18 protein-coding genes are annotated in these 16,025 nt (G+C 67.1%); 11 read left to right on the top strand and 7 right to left on the bottom strand.

Features of this window, described 5'->3' with window-relative positions:
• Positions 1–40: 40 nt before the first annotated feature.
• From DZC73_RS09620 to flgA, 7 genes are all read right to left on the bottom strand, one after another.
• Positions 41–481, bottom strand: coding sequence for a tetratricopeptide repeat protein (locus tag DZC73_RS09620; protein WP_124540006.1), 441 nt, complete (start codon positions 479–481; stop codon positions 41–43).
• 268 nt (positions 482–749) lie between these two features.
• On the bottom strand, positions 750–1,175 hold the full coding sequence (locus DZC73_RS09615; RefSeq protein ID WP_124540005.1) for an MGMT family protein: 426 nt from the start codon (positions 1,173–1,175) through the stop codon (positions 750–752).
• A 47-nt stretch (positions 1,176–1,222) separates the two neighbouring features.
• Complete coding sequence (locus tag DZC73_RS09610) at positions 1,223–2,854, bottom strand: GDYXXLXY domain-containing protein (protein ID WP_124540004.1); 1,632 nt, start codon at positions 2,852–2,854, stop codon at positions 1,223–1,225.
• Positions 2,851–3,819, bottom strand: a complete 969-nt coding sequence (locus DZC73_RS09605) for a DUF2157 domain-containing protein (protein WP_124540003.1) — start codon at positions 3,817–3,819, stop codon at positions 2,851–2,853. The genes DZC73_RS09610 and DZC73_RS09605 overlap by 4 nt, the downstream gene beginning before the upstream one ends.
• A gap of 145 nt (positions 3,820–3,964) precedes the next feature.
• Entirely contained in the window at positions 3,965–4,360 is a 396-nt protein-coding gene (locus DZC73_RS09600; RefSeq protein WP_124540002.1) for a hypothetical protein, read from the bottom strand.
• Between the two features lie 17 nt (positions 4,361–4,377).
• Positions 4,378–4,689: a flagellar biosynthesis anti-sigma factor FlgM gene (flgM, locus tag DZC73_RS09595; protein WP_124540001.1), complete on the bottom strand. Its 312-nt coding sequence runs from the start codon at positions 4,687–4,689 to the stop codon at positions 4,378–4,380.
• 139 nt (positions 4,690–4,828) lie between these two features.
• On the bottom strand, positions 4,829–5,584 hold the full coding sequence (gene flgA / locus DZC73_RS09590; protein WP_235835054.1) for a flagellar basal body P-ring formation chaperone FlgA: 756 nt from the start codon (positions 5,582–5,584) through the stop codon (positions 4,829–4,831).
• A gap of 114 nt (positions 5,585–5,698) precedes the next feature.
• On the opposite strand from flgA, the gene flgB reads away from it, so the two are divergent.
• Genes flgB through flgL form a run of 11 tightly spaced genes read left to right on the top strand, consistent with a single transcriptional unit; the run spans position 5,699 to position 16,008 of the window.
• Positions 5,699–6,106 carry a flagellar basal body rod protein FlgB gene (flgB, locus tag DZC73_RS09585; RefSeq protein WP_124540000.1) on the top strand — a complete coding sequence of 136 codons (408 nt, stop codon included), beginning with the start codon at positions 5,699–5,701 and terminating at the stop codon, positions 6,104–6,106.
• Between the two features lie 13 nt (positions 6,107–6,119).
• The gene (flgC, locus tag DZC73_RS09580) at positions 6,120–6,524 is read left to right on the top strand and encodes a flagellar basal body rod protein FlgC (protein ID WP_124539999.1); all 405 of its coding nucleotides are present in this window, start codon (positions 6,120–6,122) and stop codon (positions 6,522–6,524) included.
• Positions 6,525–6,526: 2 nt separating this feature from the next.
• Positions 6,527–7,192: a flagellar hook assembly protein FlgD gene (locus DZC73_RS09575; RefSeq protein WP_124539998.1), complete on the top strand. Its 666-nt coding sequence runs from the start codon at positions 6,527–6,529 to the stop codon at positions 7,190–7,192.
• A 31-nt stretch (positions 7,193–7,223) separates the two neighbouring features.
• Positions 7,224–8,489 carry a flagellar hook protein FlgE gene (gene flgE, locus DZC73_RS09570; protein WP_124539997.1) on the top strand — a complete coding sequence of 422 codons (1,266 nt, stop codon included), beginning with the start codon at positions 7,224–7,226 and terminating at the stop codon, positions 8,487–8,489.
• A 23-nt stretch (positions 8,490–8,512) separates the two neighbouring features.
• On the top strand, positions 8,513–9,238 hold the full coding sequence (flgF, locus tag DZC73_RS09565; protein WP_124539996.1) for a flagellar basal-body rod protein FlgF: 726 nt from the start codon (positions 8,513–8,515) through the stop codon (positions 9,236–9,238).
• 27 nt (positions 9,239–9,265) lie between these two features.
• Positions 9,266–10,048: a flagellar basal-body rod protein FlgG gene (gene flgG, locus DZC73_RS09560; protein ID WP_124539995.1), complete on the top strand. Its 783-nt coding sequence runs from the start codon at positions 9,266–9,268 to the stop codon at positions 10,046–10,048.
• Positions 10,049–10,071: 23 nt separating this feature from the next.
• Complete coding sequence (locus DZC73_RS09555) at positions 10,072–10,740, top strand: flagellar basal body L-ring protein FlgH (RefSeq protein WP_198414814.1); 669 nt, start codon at positions 10,072–10,074, stop codon at positions 10,738–10,740.
• 39 nt (positions 10,741–10,779) lie between these two features.
• Positions 10,780–11,913: a flagellar basal body P-ring protein FlgI gene (locus DZC73_RS09550; RefSeq protein ID WP_124539993.1), complete on the top strand. Its 1,134-nt coding sequence runs from the start codon at positions 10,780–10,782 to the stop codon at positions 11,911–11,913.
• 1 nt (position 11,914) lies between these two features.
• Positions 11,915–12,790, top strand: coding sequence for a flagellar assembly peptidoglycan hydrolase FlgJ (flgJ, locus tag DZC73_RS09545; RefSeq protein ID WP_124539992.1), 876 nt, complete (start codon positions 11,915–11,917; stop codon positions 12,788–12,790).
• A gap of 13 nt (positions 12,791–12,803) precedes the next feature.
• Positions 12,804–14,795, top strand: a complete 1,992-nt coding sequence (gene flgK / locus DZC73_RS09540) for a flagellar hook-associated protein FlgK (protein WP_124539991.1) — start codon at positions 12,804–12,806, stop codon at positions 14,793–14,795.
• A 13-nt stretch (positions 14,796–14,808) separates the two neighbouring features.
• Complete coding sequence (gene flgL, locus DZC73_RS09535) at positions 14,809–16,008, top strand: flagellar hook-associated protein FlgL (protein ID WP_124539990.1); 1,200 nt, start codon at positions 14,809–14,811, stop codon at positions 16,006–16,008.
• Positions 16,009–16,025 lie beyond the last annotated feature (17 nt).

The following is a 16,025-nucleotide window of genomic DNA, read 5'->3' as shown; positions in this document are numbered from 1 at the left end:
AAGCTGTCACATGCGCTCATCTGCAAACGACCGACTCCCATCACCATTGTCCCGACGCTGGTGGTTTGAGCCGAGTCTTTAGGAAACCCAAATACTTCGGGTCTTCTTGGCTAAAGATGTCCAGTCCCGCACCCATGTACGCGCGCGCAAGCTCGTCCATCGCTCGATCAAGATTACCGAGTTCGAAATGGCATTGGCCCAGCCTTAGATGAAGGAACGGACTTCCAATCGCCCCAGCGCAGTGCATCGCGTCGCTAAGAACTTCCTTGCCTTGGAGAAAACTCTTTCCATGGAAATACACATCACCCAGTCCGGCAAGGATGCCTGCTGTGACGGTGTATTTCTCCTTTGGATCGGGAACAAGTGAGAGCGCCTCGGAGAAATTCCGGAAGGCCCCTTTGAGATCACCCATCTCAATGAGCACGTCGCCTTCGTCGCAGATTTCCTTGACCTGGGCATCCAGGCCACGCTCTAGTTCCATCGGTACTCCTCTTTCCGCTCCAGTTGAGTTAGCACTTGGAGTGGCACTGCCGCGACGCGTGCGGACGCCTTGGTTCGGGAGCAGTCTATCGCGACCGCCTGCTCCTGGCCGAACCCGGCGACTCATGCCGATCCCAGCGGAAGCCGGCTTGGTGACGTGCGTCTCCGGAAGGGAGCCGCTCAGCGTTCGGAATAAAGAGGCGTTTGGAGGCCGAGGGCCAGAAAACGCTCTGAAGAGTGACGACCTGGTGCTGCCCGAGGCCAGTGCCTCAGGAAGCACTGACCTCAAAGCTCACAAGATGAGCTTTGAGATTCTTCACTCTTTCACCGGTTGCGGTTTGCTCGACGGCCACCTTCTCCTTGCCTAGCAACGAAGATTGGCGTGCCGAGCCTCCAGGCAAGTACTTCAGCAGTTCGCCGCTTCTCTTGACAAGACGCCACAGCGGCACCGCATCAGTCTGCTCGGCGATTGCTCGCAAGGCCTGCTTCGTTTGAAAGGGGCAAACGGCCTCGACCTCCGCCCGGCGTGCCAGCTCGCTGCGCAGAAGCTCAAGCGTTGCAACTTTTCCGCTTGGAATCTCTTTGACCACGGCGGCGACCGTGCTCGGGCATGGCAAGAGCATCCGTCCTGAGCATCCAAAGAACTTCTCGCGTTCGGGTGCAATGGCAACCACTTCGTCTGCAAGCATGTGCATGTTTCATACCTCCTCGTGATCGCGGACCAGGATGGCCATCTTCATGCTCACAACGGCTTCAAGTCCACCCCCCGCATCCCGACCAGAATCGCCTTCCCATCCGCGCCGACCTTGAACTCGCCGAAGCGCGCCGGGGCGTAGCGCTCCGCCTCGCCTTCCTTGAAGAACCAGGCGTCGGTCACGAAGATCCAGCGGCCGTCCTTGTAGGCGAGGGTGATGGGCAGCTCGTCGGCGGCATGTGGTGAGCCGTCTTCCATGCGCACCAGCGTCGCCACGCCCTGCGCATCGACCTTGGCGATGACCTGCGGCTTGGCGCCGTCTCCGAGGTCGCGGACCGCGTCCTGCACGGGCATCGGCAGCCTGAAGTTCAGGCTCATGAAGTCGCCTTGCATCAGCGACCGAGGGTCGCGCGGCGCGAGTTCGACGTAGATCGTCCGCGCAGACCGCGCGATCTGTTCCTTTTGCCAGATGCCGACGTTGGCCACCACCAGCGTCGCAAGCAGCGTGAGGGCGATGCCGCCGCTGACATGGCGCGGCATGGACTGGAGCGCCTGCACGCCGGGCGCCGATGCGGGCAGGCTGCGCCCCGAGGCCAGCCAGGCCAGGGCGGCAAGCAGTGCGCCGCAGGCCACCAGCACCCAGGCCTTGGTCGCCAGTGGCCAGGTGAGGGCGTAGTAGAAGCTGCTGAGGATCCATGCGAAGGCGACGCCGGCCGTGCTGGCCAGCATCCAGCGGCGTGCGGTGACGCACAGCGCCAGCGCCAGCAGCACCGCGCCCAGCGAAGGCATGAACCAGGCCAGCAGCACCAGCACGGCCGCCACCCCGGCCGTCCAGGGCTTGCGGGCCGTGGGCCACTGGCGTGCGACCCAGGCGGCCGCGGCAATGGCCAGCGCCGCTGAGATGGCCTGGAGCAGTGCGAGGTCTGTGGCCTGGACGTGGTTGGATGCGGCGTCCAGGCCGTCGCCGTGGATCTGCAGCGCGCCGCCGAACAGGAAGGCCATGCCCGACCACCAGCACAGCGCCGCCAGCATCGCGATCAGCACGCCGGCCACCATCGCATCGAGCGCGATCGCCATCCGGGCGCTGCGGCCTTCGGTTCCCAGCTGCGACTGCACGAAGGCGGCCAGCCCGGCGGCCAAGCCGATGGCATGCCATGCCCACCAGAAGTCGTTGGCGATGCCGTCGCGATGGGACCAGCTCTCGTCCACGGTGGCGATGGCCAGCAGGGCCGCCGCACCGCCGCTGAGCAGCACCCTCAGCCAGGCACGCGGAATGAGCACGGCCACCACGATGCACAGCACGCCGACAAGGCCCGCGCCGCCCTTCCAGTGCATGCCGTCGAAGATGGTGAAGGCGATGCACGACCCGCCGACGATCAGCCCCGGCACCGCCAACTGCTCGACGAACAGGGGGATGGTGCGCGAGCGCAGGACCGCGATGGCACCAGCCAGCACCAGCAGGCCCACCACGAAGAGGCCGGCCGTCTCGTGGTTGCGCGGCATGACGGCAATGCCGACCACGATGGTCAGCGGGATGGCCGCGAGCCAGGCACCCAGCGCCGTGAGCAGCACCACCGGCCAGGGACGCGAGTCCTGCGCCAGGGCTTCGGCTTCGGCGGGCAGCACGCCCTCCGACTTGGCTGCCTCGATGGCTTCATTCAAACGGACCTTCGCGTTCATGCCACCTCTCCCTGCTGGCGGGCCAGGCCCAGCACCACTTTCACCGTGACGGCCAGCAGCCCGGCCGCGGCCAGCCCGAGGACGAGCAGCGCGCCGATGAATTCGCCCGAATGCCCGCTGAACAACAGCTTGCCCAACCCGGCCACCAGCAGCACGTCCAGCCCGAGGGCCACGGCGCTCAGGCCGAAGAGGTCGAAGAACTGCGGGTTCGACAGCATGCCGGCCGCCACGATGAGCAGCACCAGGCTCAGTGCGTAGTGCCAGCCGCCGCTGTCGGAAAACAGCCCGCCCAGCGCGGTGGAGCAGAACATGATGGCCGTGAGCGTCAGCGCCAGCCGCATCGACCACACGCCAGCGCCGGTGAAGCGCCTCGCAGCGGTGCCCAGTCCGGCCACCAGAAGCAAGGCAGCCGCCCAGCCCTGCAGGTGCACGAGCAGGTCGTCGGACTCCGCGCTCCAGCGGTGGCCGAGGTGGGCGTACACCCACAGCGAGATGCCGGTCATGGCGACCAGGGCCCAGGGCGTCCACAGCACGTCGCTGCGGATACCCAGGCACAAGGGCAGGGCGAGTGCCGCCCACAGCGCGAAGAGCTGCCAGGGATCGGCCCCGCTCTGGTAGGTCAGGCCGAAGTAGGAGAACAGGGCGCCGATGCCCAGCAGGGCGACCAGCCCGAGCGGCGCACGGGCGCGAGGCTTGAGCCAGGCACCAATGGCCGCGGCGGCGACCAGGCCCTGCAGCAGCCCGAAGCGGCCGAAGCGACCGAAGTCTTCCCAGTTCGCGGCAATCCACAGGATGACGCCGAACCCGCCCAGGGCCGCACCGAGCACGGCCACGCCGCGTGGCAGCCAGGTGGCCAGGCCGGTGGGCTCACCCTCCATGCCGGCCAGTTGCCGCAGCCGCGTCACTTTCGGTGCATCCAGCCGATGCCGGGCGGCGAGTTCATACAACGCCAGTCGCAAGTCCATCCGATTCCCTTCCCAGGCCATGTGGCCTGGGCGCGATCGTAACGAGGCGCGGCCCGGTGGCGGGCCTTGAACAAGGGATGGCGTCGACCGGCACCTTGGGTGCCGGATGCGGATACTGTCGGGAGGGGGAGGGAGTCCGGGCCGCTCAGGCCTGGATGGATCCGCCGCGCAGGGTGCCGCGTTCGCTGGCGCCGCCGGACGAATACAGCCCCGGCGTCTCGCGGGGCATCAGCACTTCGATGGCGCGGTCCAGCGCCGCGGTGGCGCGGGCCAGGGATTCGCGCTGGGCAGCCACCTGGCCGCTGGCACGTGCCAGGCGGCGACGAAGGGGCTGGGGCACGTCGCCCTTGCGGGCGGCATGGGTGAAATGGTCGACCGCGCGAGCCAGCGCGCGGTGCAGTTCGGTGGCGTGGCTGTCGATGGCCGCGGTGTCGCGCGCGCGCAAGGCCTCGCCCAGCGCGGCCAGCCGTGTTTCCACGGCCTGCAGCGTGTCTTCCAGGGCGGGGTCCAGAGGCTGGTGCGGGAGCAGCGGTTGGGTCATGGATCAGCCGGGGCGAATCAGTGCGGGGCCTTGGTCAGGAGTTCCTGGGCGTTGGAGATGAGCTTGTCGGCGATGGCTGCGTGATTGACCTTGAACGTGCCGTCCTCGATGGCCTTGGAAATGCGGGCCACCTTCTCGGCGTCGAACTCGGCGTTGGAGCCGCCCACGCCCTGCAGCAGCGAGGCCGCGGCGCTGGAAATCTCCACCTGGGCGCTGGCTTCCGCCGTTGCCTGGGTGCCGTTGGTCTTGGCGGTGGCTTCACCCTGCTGGGTGCGTCCCGTGGCAACGGGTGCCACTGGGGGTTTGTCTGCCGGACTGCCGATCTTCATGGTGTTCTCCAAAGAGCCGGTCTGGAACCCGGCCCATTCAACATGGACGGTGTATCGGCCGGCATTTCGCCGACTTTAGGCCTTTTTTCCATGGACCTGGAATCGGGGGCCCCGTTCACGGTGATTCCCTTCCTCTTGTTCATAGTGCCAACTCCACACGGTGATCGCCAGCGGGGATGCCCGTGAGCACCCGGCCGCTTTCGGTCTTCACCCGGGCAGGTTGGCCTTCGATGCCTGCCGACAAGGCCTCGCCTTCGCTGGCGACGCTGAATCCGTTGCCCAGCGCGACCAGTTTCACGGTCTCGCCGGCTTGAAAGTATTGGCGCGCTTTCAGATGGGCCATGCGCAAGCTCTGGCCGGGGTTGATGGCCCGGGCCAGCGTGCGGCCGACCACGAGGTTGGCATCCGCCACGGCCACGGAGTTGTCTTCGGCCAGATCGACCTCGGCTTGAGCCACGTCACCGGCCGTCACCACGGCGCCCACCGCCAGCGGAGCGGTGGCGACCAGGGCCTGCCCGTAGATCTTGACGGTGACCGGCATGTAGACATTCCAAGGCACCTGGCCCTGCACGCAGCGCAGGCCGATGCGCGTCTTGCCCCAGAGGCGGGCGCCGGACGGGAGATAGGGCTCCACCTTCTGGCAGGGCGCCAGGCGCAGGCGGGGGTCGAGCTGGCCGACCTGGATGTCGATGCGGCTCACGCCAGCGGGCTTGTTTTGGGTGCCTGCTTCGGCGAGCGACCTGACCTGCTGTTCAAGAGAGGGATCGGCCGCCGGGACCTGCGCCCGTGCAATACCGCACACCAGGGCGGCCAGGCCCAGGAGCGCATGCGTGGCGAGGCGGAGCAACAGTGATCCCATGTTTTCCATGTCGCCACTGTAGAAGTGGCGGGCCAAGACCGTAGCGCCGAAATGGCGGCCAATCCGGCGCTTATTCCCGCTTATGTTTTCGGGACCGCCCAACACAATGCCCTCACATCGAATTCGTGGGTTCGTCCCCGCGGAGGGCACATGAACATCAACAGTCTCACCAGCAATCTCGACTTCCAGGCCCAGGCGCTGACCCTGCGGTCCGAGCGCCAGCGGCTGATCGCGAGCAACATCGCCAACGCCGACACGCCGGGCTACATCGCCCGCGACATGGACTTCGCGCAGGCGCTGAAGGAAGCCACCGGCGGCATGAACCCCGCGGCGGCGATGCAGGTGAGCCAGCCCGGCCACATCGGCGGCACGCCCGGAGCGCGCGGCGAGGCCAATCTCCTGTATGCAACGCCTTCGCAGACCAACCTGGACCGCAACACGGTCGACATGGACCGCGAGCGCGCCAACTTCGTCGACAACTCGGTGAAGTACGAGGCCACGCTTCGCTTCATCAATGCCGACGTGCGCAACATGCTGGACGCGATCCGCGGGCAGTAACCGGAGCTGAGTCATGAGCATGCTCAACATCTTCAACGTCGCCGGCAGCGCCGTCAGTGCGCAAAGCCAGCGGCTGAACGTGGTGTCGTCCAACCTGGCCAATGCCGACACGGTGGCCGGCCCGGACGGTACGGCCTACAAGGCCCGGCAAGTCACTTTCCAGACCCAACTGATGGGCGCCGTTGGGGCGGCTGGCGTGAAGGTCAGCACCGTCACCGAAGACCAGACCCCCGGCCGCCGGGTGCACGACCCCAAGCACCCCAGCGCCGATGCCGAGGGCTACGTCACCTACAGCAACGTGAACCCGGTGGAGGAGATGGTCAACATGATCTCCGCCTCGCGTTCGTACCAGAACAACGTCGAGGTGATGAACACCGCCAAGACGCTGCTCCTCAAGACTCTGCAGATGGGCAGCTGATCATGGCCGTCGGAAACATCAACACCTCCGCCACCAGCACGGCCGCCACCTCGGCGGTGGCCGGTTCGGGCGACACCACCAGCGCGGATCGCTTCCTCAAGCTGCTGGTCGCGCAGATGCAGAACCAGGACCCGCTCAATCCGCTGGACAACGCGCAGGTCACCAGCCAGATGGCGCAGATCAACACCGTGAACGGCATCGAGAAGCTGAACACCACGGTGCAGGGCCTGCAGGGCCAGTTCGTGCAGATGCAGGCGCTGCAAGGCGCTTCGCTCGTCGGCCACGACGTGGTGGTCGCGGGCAACAAGATGGACTTCAGCGACGGTGCCGGCGGCACCAGCGCCACCGGCGTGGGCGGCTTCGAGCTGACCTCGCCTGCCGACGCAGTGAAGGTGGAGATCACCAACGCCGCGGGCCGCGTGGTCGACACCGTGCAGCTCGGGGCCGCCACCAGCGGACGCCACAGCTTCACCTGGGACTCCAGCAAGTTCGGCACCGACACCAACCTCACTTTCAAGGTCACCGCCACCAACGGCGCGGCCACGCTTTCTTCCACCGCGCTGATGCGCGACAAGGTCCTGGCGGTGAGCACCGCCGGCGACAAGCTGACCCTTGAGCTCGCGCGCAGTGGCAACACCGCCTACGCCGACATCAAGGAATTCAACTGATCCCCGCGCACCCGCAGCACAAAGGAACACCATGGGCTTCCAACAAGGTCTCTCCGGTCTGAACGCCACCAGCAAGAACCTGGAGGTGATCGGCAACAACATCGCCAACTCCAGCACCTACGGCGCCAAGGCCTCGCGCGCGGAGTTCTCCGACATGTATGCCAGCGCCATGAACGGCGCCGGTGCCAATGCCATCGGCATCGGCGTGAGCCTGCAAGGGGTGTCGCAGCAGTTCACTCAGGGCAACATCGCCTCGTCGCAAAATCCCATGGACCTGGCCATCAACGGCGCGGGCTTCTTCCAGGTGACCGACGGCAAGAACCCGACGATGTACACCCGCAACGGCCAGTTCAAGGTCGACCGCGACGGTTTCGTGGTGAACGGCCAGGGCAACAAGCTCATGGGCTATGCCGCCGATGGCGCCGGCACCATCCTTCCCGGACAGGCCAGCCCGCTGCAGATGCCCACCGCCGGCATCACGCCGCAAGCGACCTCCAAGATCAAGCTGGAGATGAACCTGGACGCGCGTGCGGCGACCACCCTCCCCGCCGTGGGCAACCCCATCGACACGACGGACCCGAAGACCTACAACAACGCCACTTCGCTCACGGTGTACGACGCCAAGGGCCAGGATGTGGCCCTGACCTACTACTTCCAGAAGGCCTCCACCGACACCTGGAACGTGTACATCACCGCCAACGGCACGCCGCTGGCCACCGACGCGGCCGGCAACCTCGCCGCGTCCACGCAGATCGTGTTCCCCTCCAACGGCTCGGCGCCGACCTCGCCCGCGGGCACGGTGGCGCTGAACATCCCGGCCTCGACCAATGCCGCGGGCGCCGCCACCTTGCCGATCTCCGGCGTGGCGCTGAACGTGGGTGGCGCTTCGCAGTACGGCTCGCCCTTCGGCGTGACCGACCTGTCGCAGAACGGCTATGCCGCCGGCCAGCTGGTGGGCATCCAGTTCGAATCCAACGGCGTCGTGACGGCGCGCTATTCCAACGGCCAGTCCAAGCCGGCCGGCCAGGTGGAAATCGCCACCTTCCGCAACCCGCAGGGCCTGCAGCCGCTGGGCGGCAACTCCTGGGCGCGCACCTTCGCGACCGGCGACCCGATCCTGGGCGTTCCCGGCGACGGCAACCTGGGCGTGCTGCAGTCGGGCGCGCTGGAGGAATCCAACGTGGACATGACCGCCGAGTTGGTGAACATGATCACGGCGCAGCGCATCTACCAGGCCAACGCGCAGACCATCAAGACGCAGGACCAGGTGCTCCAGACGCTGGTCAACCTGCGCTGAACCTGATCCGAAGGTAGCCAGCCATGGACCGCCTGATCTACACCTCGATGTCCGGCGCGAAGGCGACGATGCAGCGCCAGGACACGCTCGCGAACAACCTCGCGAACGTGTCGACGGTGGGCTTTCGCGCCGAGCTGCAGGCCTTCCGCGCCGTGCCGGTGCAAGGCAGCGGCGCCAGCACCCGCGTGTTCGCGCTGGAAAGCACGCCTGGCTACGACGCCTCGGCGGGGCAGGTGAGCGCCACCGGCCGCAACCTGGACGTTGCCATGAAGGGCAACGCCTGGCTGGCGGTGCAGGGGCTGGACGGCACCGAGGCCTACACCAAGGCCGGCTCGCTGGACCTGTCGTCCGACGGCACGCTGACCACCAGCGGCGGGCTGACCGTGCTGGGCGACGGCGGCCCGATCCAGATTCCTCCCAACGCGGCGGTGAGCATCGGCTCCGACGGCACGGTGAGCGCCCAGGTGGGCAATGCCAAGCCGACGCCGGTGGGCAAGCTCAAGCTGGTGACGCCCGAAGCGCCGCTTCAGCGCGGCACCGACGGCCTGTTCCGCAGCGCCGACGGTGACTTGCCCGCAGACCCGACTGCCCGCGTGCAGGACGGCGCGCTGGAAGGATCGAACGTCAGCTCTGTCGAGACCATGGTGGCGATGATCACCGCGGCCCGGCAGTTCGAGGCGCAGATGAAGATGTTGCAGACCGCCGAAGGCAATGAGAAGAGCGCGGCGCAGTTGTTGTCGATGAGCTGAGCGCTCCGTTAGAGAAGGACCCGGATCATGATGCGTTCCCTGTGGATTTCGAAGACCGGCATGGAGGCCCAGCAGACCCAGCTGGACACCATCTCCAACAACCTCGCCAACGTCTCGACCAACGGCTACAAGAAGGCGCATGCGGTCTTTGAAGACCTCATGTACCAGAACCTGCGCCAGGCGGGCGCCAACAGCACCGAGCAGACGACGGTGCCCACCGGCTTGCAGGTCGGCCTGGGCACGCGCGCGGTCGCCACCTCGCGCAGCTTCAGCCAGGGCAACCTGCAGCAAAGCGCCAACAACCTGGACGTGGCGGTGCTGGGCAACGGCTTCTTCGAGGTGCAGATGCCCGACGGCACCACCGGCTACACCCGCGACGGTTCCTTCCAGGTGAGCTCCACCGGGCAGCTCGTCACCAACAACGGCTACCCGGTGCAGCCGGGCATCACGATTCCGGCTGCCGCGCAAAGCGTCACCATCGGCTCGGACGGCACGGTGAGCGTGACGCTCGCCGGCCAGGCCGCCGCACAGACGGTGGGCCAGCTGCAGATTGCCAACTTCGTGAACCCGGCCGGCCTGGACCCCAAGGGCCAGAACATCTTCGCCGAGACCTCGGCCTCGGGCACCGCGCAAAGCGGCACGCCGGGCCAGAACGGCCTGGGCACCCTGCGCCAGGGCTTCGTCGAGACTTCCAACGTGAACGTGGTGGAAGAACTCGTCGCGATGATCCAGACGCAACGCGCCTACGAACTGAATTCCAAGGCCATCCAGACCTCCGACCAGATGCTGCAAAAGCTCGGACAGCTCTGAACCCCTTTCCTGTGAGACCCCCGATGAAACGCCTGAGCCTGATCGCCTCCGCCCTCGTCCTTGCCGGCTGCTCCACGATGAACCCCCGTCCGGTGGTGGACATCGCCGGGCCGACCTACGTCGCCCCGCAGGTGGTGGAAGCCCCGGTCGTGAGCAACGGCGCGATCTTCCAGGCCACGCAATACCGGCCGCTGTTCGAAGACCACCGCGCACGCCTGGTGGGCGACAGCATCACCGTGCAGATCGTGGAAAAAGTCTCGGCCAGCCAGAAGAGCACCAGCTCCATCGACAAGAGCGGCAAGCTCGCGGCCGAAGTCACCGCGCTGCCGGGCATCGCGTCCAACAGCTTCGGCCGCGCCAGCGCCGCCGGCAGCTCCAGCAATACCTTCGAAGGCAAGGGCAGCACCGAGAACACCAACGACTTCTCGGGCACCATCACCGCCGTCGTGACGGGCGTCCTGCCCAACGGGCACCTGCTGATCGCCGGTGAAAAGCAGATCGGCGTGAACCACAACGTGGACGTGCTGCGCTTTTCCGGCCAGGTCGACCCGCGGGCCATCCAGCCGGGCAATTCCGTCGCCTCCGCCCAGATCGCCAACGTGCGCATCGAGCACCGCGGCCGTGGCGCCCAGGCCGATGCTCAGGGAATAGGTTGGTTGGGCCGGTTCTTTTTGAACGTTCTGCCCATTTAAGTTTCTCCAGAATCGGAAGCATCGAATGGTGTTTCCGACATGGAAAAAACTGACAAGCTCCTGCGTTCCCTGATCGTCCTGGCCTGGCTCCTGGCCACGGCAGCCATCTGGTGGCCCGGCGATGCCAGCGCCACCCGGCTCAAGGAAGTCGCGTCCGTCCAGGGCGTGCGCAGCAACCCGCTGGTGGGCTACGGCCTGGTCGTCGGCCTCGACGGCACGGGCGACCAGACCACCTCGGCGCCGTTCACCACCCAGAGCCTGAACGCCATGCTCCAGCAGATGGGCGTGACGGTTCCGCCGGGCACCAACATGCAGCTCAAGAACGTGGCGGCCGTGATGGTCACCGCGCAGCTGCCCGCCTTCGCCCAGCCGGGGCAGGTCATCGACATCAACGTCTCGTCGCTGGGCAACGCGAAGAGCCTGCGCGGCGGCACGCTCATCGCCACGCCGCTCAAGGGCGCGGACGGCCAGGTCTACGCGCTCGCACAGGGCAACCTCATCGTGGGCGGCGCCGGTGCATCGGCAGGCGGCTCCAAGGTGCAGATCAACCACCTGAGCGCCGGGCGCATCCCCGAAGGCGCCACGGTGGAGCGCAGCGTGCCGACCCCGCTCAACCAGGGCGACACGCTGCAGCTCGACCTGAATTCCAGCGACTTCAACACCGCCCGCGAGGTGGTGCGCGCCATCAACGCCAAGATGGGCGACAACACCGCCTGGGCGGTGGACGGCCGCGTCGTGCGCGTGCGCATGCCCGAGGCCGGCGGCTCGCGCGTGAGCTTCATGGCCGACATCGAGAACCTGGACATCGCGCTGGCCTCTCCGGCCGCACGCGTGGTCATCAACGCACGCACCGGCTCGGTGGTGATGAACCAGTCGGTCACGCTCGCGGCCTGCGCCGTGGCGCACGGCAGCCTGTCGGTCACCATCAGCACCACGCCGCAGGTGAGCCAGCCCAATGCGCTGTCCACCGGCGGGCAGACGGTGGTCACCGAGAAGTCCGACATCGCGATCACGCAGCAGGCGGGGTCGCTCATCCAGATGCCCGCGGGCACCAAGCTCGCGGATGTGGTGAAGGCGCTGAACTCGCTCGGGGCAACGCCGCAGGACTTGCTGGCCATCCTCCAGGCCATGAAGTCGGCGGGCGCCTTGAACGCCGAGCTCGAGGTGATCTGACATGAATCCGCTGTCCACGTCCCGCCTCGCCACCGACACACACGGCGTGGACGCGCTGCGCTCGCGCGCGGCCACCGACCCGAAGGCGGCCATCAAGGACGCGGCCAAGCAGTTCGAGGCGCTGTTCATGCAGGAGCTCATGAAGAGCATGCGGGCAGCGCAGCAAAGCATGTCCACCGGCATGTTCGACAACGCCGGCACGCAGATGGGCACCGACATGCTCGACCAACAGTTCGCCACCAAGATGACCGGCCTGCCCGGCGGCCTGAGCGACGTGATCGCGCGGCAGCTGGAACGCCAGATGGGCGGCACCGTGACGCCGGCAGCCAACGTGGCCAAGTCGGTCAACGCGGCGCTGTCGCCGGCCACCGCGGCAGGCGCACCGTCCACGCAGAAGGTCTCGCAGCGCCAGAGCGACTTCGTCTCCCAGCACACCGAGGCGGCCCGCGCGGCCGAGGCGCAGACCGGCATTCCCGCGAGCTTCATGGTGTCGCAGGCGGCGCACGAGACCGGCTGGGGCAAGCACGAGATCAAGAACACCGATGGGTCGTCCGCGCACAATCTCTTCGGCATCAAGGCCGGCGCGAACTGGAAGGGCAAGGTCGCGGAAGTGACCACCACCGAGTACGTGAACGGCCAGCCGCACAAGGTGACGGCCAGGTTCCGCGCCTACGGCTCGTATGCCGAGTCCTTCGCCGACTACGCCAAGCTGATGAAGGACAGCCCGCGCTTCCAGCAGGTGCTGGCCAACGCCGGCACCGTCCAGGGTTTCGCGCAGGGCCTGCAAAAGGCAGGCTATGCCACCGACCCCGCGTATGCCGACAAGCTCACGCGCGTGATCAACACCACACTGCGCCTGCAGCGCAGCGTCGCCTGAGGAGGGCCTGTCGATGAGCGGTTCAGCATTGATGGCCCTGGGCACGCGGGCCCTGTTTGCCAACTACGCGGCCTTGCAGGCCACGGGCAACAACATCTCCAACGCCAACACCAAGGGCTATTCCAAGCAATCGGTGGAGCTGGAATCCGCGGGCGGCCAGTTCACCGGCGCGGGCTTCTTCGGCAAGGGCGTGAACGTCACGACCGTGAGCCGGGCGCACGACGAGTACCTCACGCGCGAGGCGACCACGTCGGCCTCCATCGCCGCGGCCGATTCGACGCGCGCCGACCAGCTCAAGCAGCTCGAAACGGTGTTCGCCACCGGCGAATCGGGCGTCGGCTATGCGGCTGGCCAATTCCTCAATTCCTTCGTGGACGTGGCCAACCGCCCTCAGGACCTGGCCGCGCGCCAGGTGGCGCTGGGCCAGGCCGAGAACGTCGCCGCCCGCTTTCGTGCCGCGGGCGAGCAGATGGATTCGCTGCAGGCCAACGTCACCTCCGAAGTGGGCGCGGCGGTCAAGCAGATCAACACCCTCAGCGCACGCATCGCCGACCTGAACGGGCAGATCTCGCTCGCGCAAGGCTCGGGCCACACGCCCAACGACCTGCTGGACCAGCGCGACCGCCTGGTCAGCGACCTCGGCCAGATCGTGCAGGTCACCACCATTCCCGCCACCGACGGTTCGGTCAGCATCTTCATCGGCGGCGGCCAGCGCCTGGTGCTGGGCGGCGAGGTGACGAAGATGGCGGCGCTGTCGGACACCTTCGATCCGTCCAAGATCCGCGTGGGCCTGGTGGATTCCGGCGGCACGCACGAGATCCCGAGCAGCCTGCTCACGGGCGGCTCCATCGCCGGCATGCTGCGCTTCCAGGACAACGACCTCGTGGCCGCGCGCAACCAGCTCGGCCAGATGGCCGCGGCCCTGGCCGGCAAGGTCAACGACCAGCAGGCGCTGGGCCTGGACCTGGGCACGCCCGCAGCCACGGGCGCGGCCATCTTCACGACCGGCACGCCCATCGTGATGGCCAACAACAACAACGCGGTGGACGCAGCCGGCAACCCGGTCGCGTCCTATGTGAATGCCTCGGGCACGCGCGTGCCCAGCGTGAGCTACACCATCACCGACGCCAGCCAGCTGCGCGCCAGCAACTACACCGTGCAGCCGGACCCGGCCACTGCCGGCAACTACCTCGTGACGCGCGACTCCGACGGCGTGCAGGTGTCGGTGGCGTCCGGTGGCGTCGTCGATGGCTTCCAGCTCAACGTCGTGGCGCCCCTGCCGGCCGCGGGCGACCGCTTCCAGCTGCAGCCGGTGGCCAGTGCCGCGCTGAACATGCGCCGCGTGCTGACCGACCCCAAGGGCATCGCCGCCGCCTCGCCTGTGACCGCGGGCCTGGGCGCCAACAACACCGGCACCGCCACGGTGGCCAGCCTGAAGGCCGTCAGCCCCTCGATCAACCCGAATCTCACGGCCACCGTCACCTTCACCTCCGGCACCGGCAACTACGACTGGGAGCTGCGCGATGCGACGACGGGCGTGCTGTCCAGCAGCGGTTCGGCGGTGTGGACGGCCGGCAGCAGCATCAACCTCAACGGCTTCCAGCTGGACCTCAACGGCGTGCCCCAGACCGGCGACACCGTGGTGGTGCAGAAGACGGCCTACCCGGCCACCGACAACGGCAATGCCCGCGCGCTGACCGACCTGCGCGACGTCAAGCTCGTGGGCCGCAGTGGCGCCAGCGGCGGCGTCACCGTCACCGACGCCTACGCCAATGCGATGACCGACATCGGCGTGCGCGTGCAGAGCTCGCAGATCAGCGCCGACATGTCCGCCTCGGTCGCGCAGGACGCGCAGTCCGCGCTGAGCGAGAAGACCGGCGTGAACCTCGACGAGGAAGCCGCGCGGCTGATCCAGTTCCAGCAGAGCTACCAGGCCGCGGCCAAGATGCTGCAGGTGGCGCAGTCGATCTTCGACACGCTGCTCAAGGTTGGCGGCGTGACCTGAGGCAACCATCATCATGAACCGAGTCAGTACCCTCCAGGCTTTCGACACCTCGCTGGCGCAGCTGCAAAAGCGCCAGGTCGAGATGAGCGAGATGCAGAACCAGCTCACCACCGGCAAGCGCGTGAACCGCGCGAGCGACGACCCGACCGCGGCGGCCCGCGCCGAGCGCGCATTGGCCAGCTCGGCCCGGGTGGATGCGGACCAGCGTGGCGTGGACGCCAGCAAGTCTTTCATGTCGCTCACCGAAAGCTCGCTGGGCGATGCCAACGACTTGCTGCAGCGCGCCCGCGAACTCGTGGTCCAGGCCGGCAATGCAGGCCTTGGGGACTCCGAGCGCAAGAACCTGGCCACCGAATTGCAAGGCATCCGCTCGCAACTGCTCACCATTGCCAACCGCAGCGACGGCGCCAATGGCTACCTCTTTGGCGGACAGGGTTCGGCCCAGGCGCCGTTCATCGATGCACCCGGTGCCGTGCAATTCCGCGGCACGGGCGGGGAAGCCAAGATCGCCGGCACCGAAGGCCTGCCCATTGCGATGGACGGCGGCGCGACCTGGCTGTCGGCCCGCACCGGCAATGGCGTGTTCGAAACCAAGGTGACCACCAGCACCGGCAGCGCCACCATCGATGTCGGCAGCGTGGTGAACCCCTCCGCGCTCACCGGCTCGACCTACGACATCCAGTTCACCAACACCGCCGGCGTGGTGACCTACTCCGTGCTCAAGGATGGTGCCGCCACCGCCATGACCAACGTGCCCTACCAGGCGGGCACGGCGATGCAGATCGACGGCATGGCCGTCACCGTCTCGGGCGCGCCGGCCACCGGCGACGCCTTCAAGATCGTCCCGTCGTCCTCGACCCTGAGCGTGTTCGACACGCTGGACAAGACGGTCAGCGACCTGTCCACGCCCAACAAGCGCGGCCCGCAGATCACGCAGGACAGCATCATGAACCTGCGCAACCTCGACCAGGTCATGGGCCGCCTGACCACCGCGCGTTCCGACGCCGGCGTGACCCTCAACCGCATCGATGGCGTGACAGACCGGCTGGGCGAGCAGAAGATCTCTGCCGAAACCGAGAAATCCAACGCGCAAGACCTGGACATGGTTCAGGCCATTTCCGACTTCCAGAACAAACAAAGCGGCTACGATGCTGCCTTGAAGTCCTACTCGATGGTGCAGCGCCTGTCGCTGTTCCAATACCTCAACGGATGATTCAATCCATCGGGAGC

The sequence above is a fragment of the Rhizobacter terrae genome, from assembly GCF_003852895.1.
GTDB classification, from domain to species: Bacteria; Pseudomonadota; Gammaproteobacteria; order Burkholderiales; family Burkholderiaceae_C; genus Albitalea; species Albitalea terrae.
Note: the sequence above shows the minus strand (reverse complement) of the source record. Positions and strands in the feature narration are given on the sequence as shown.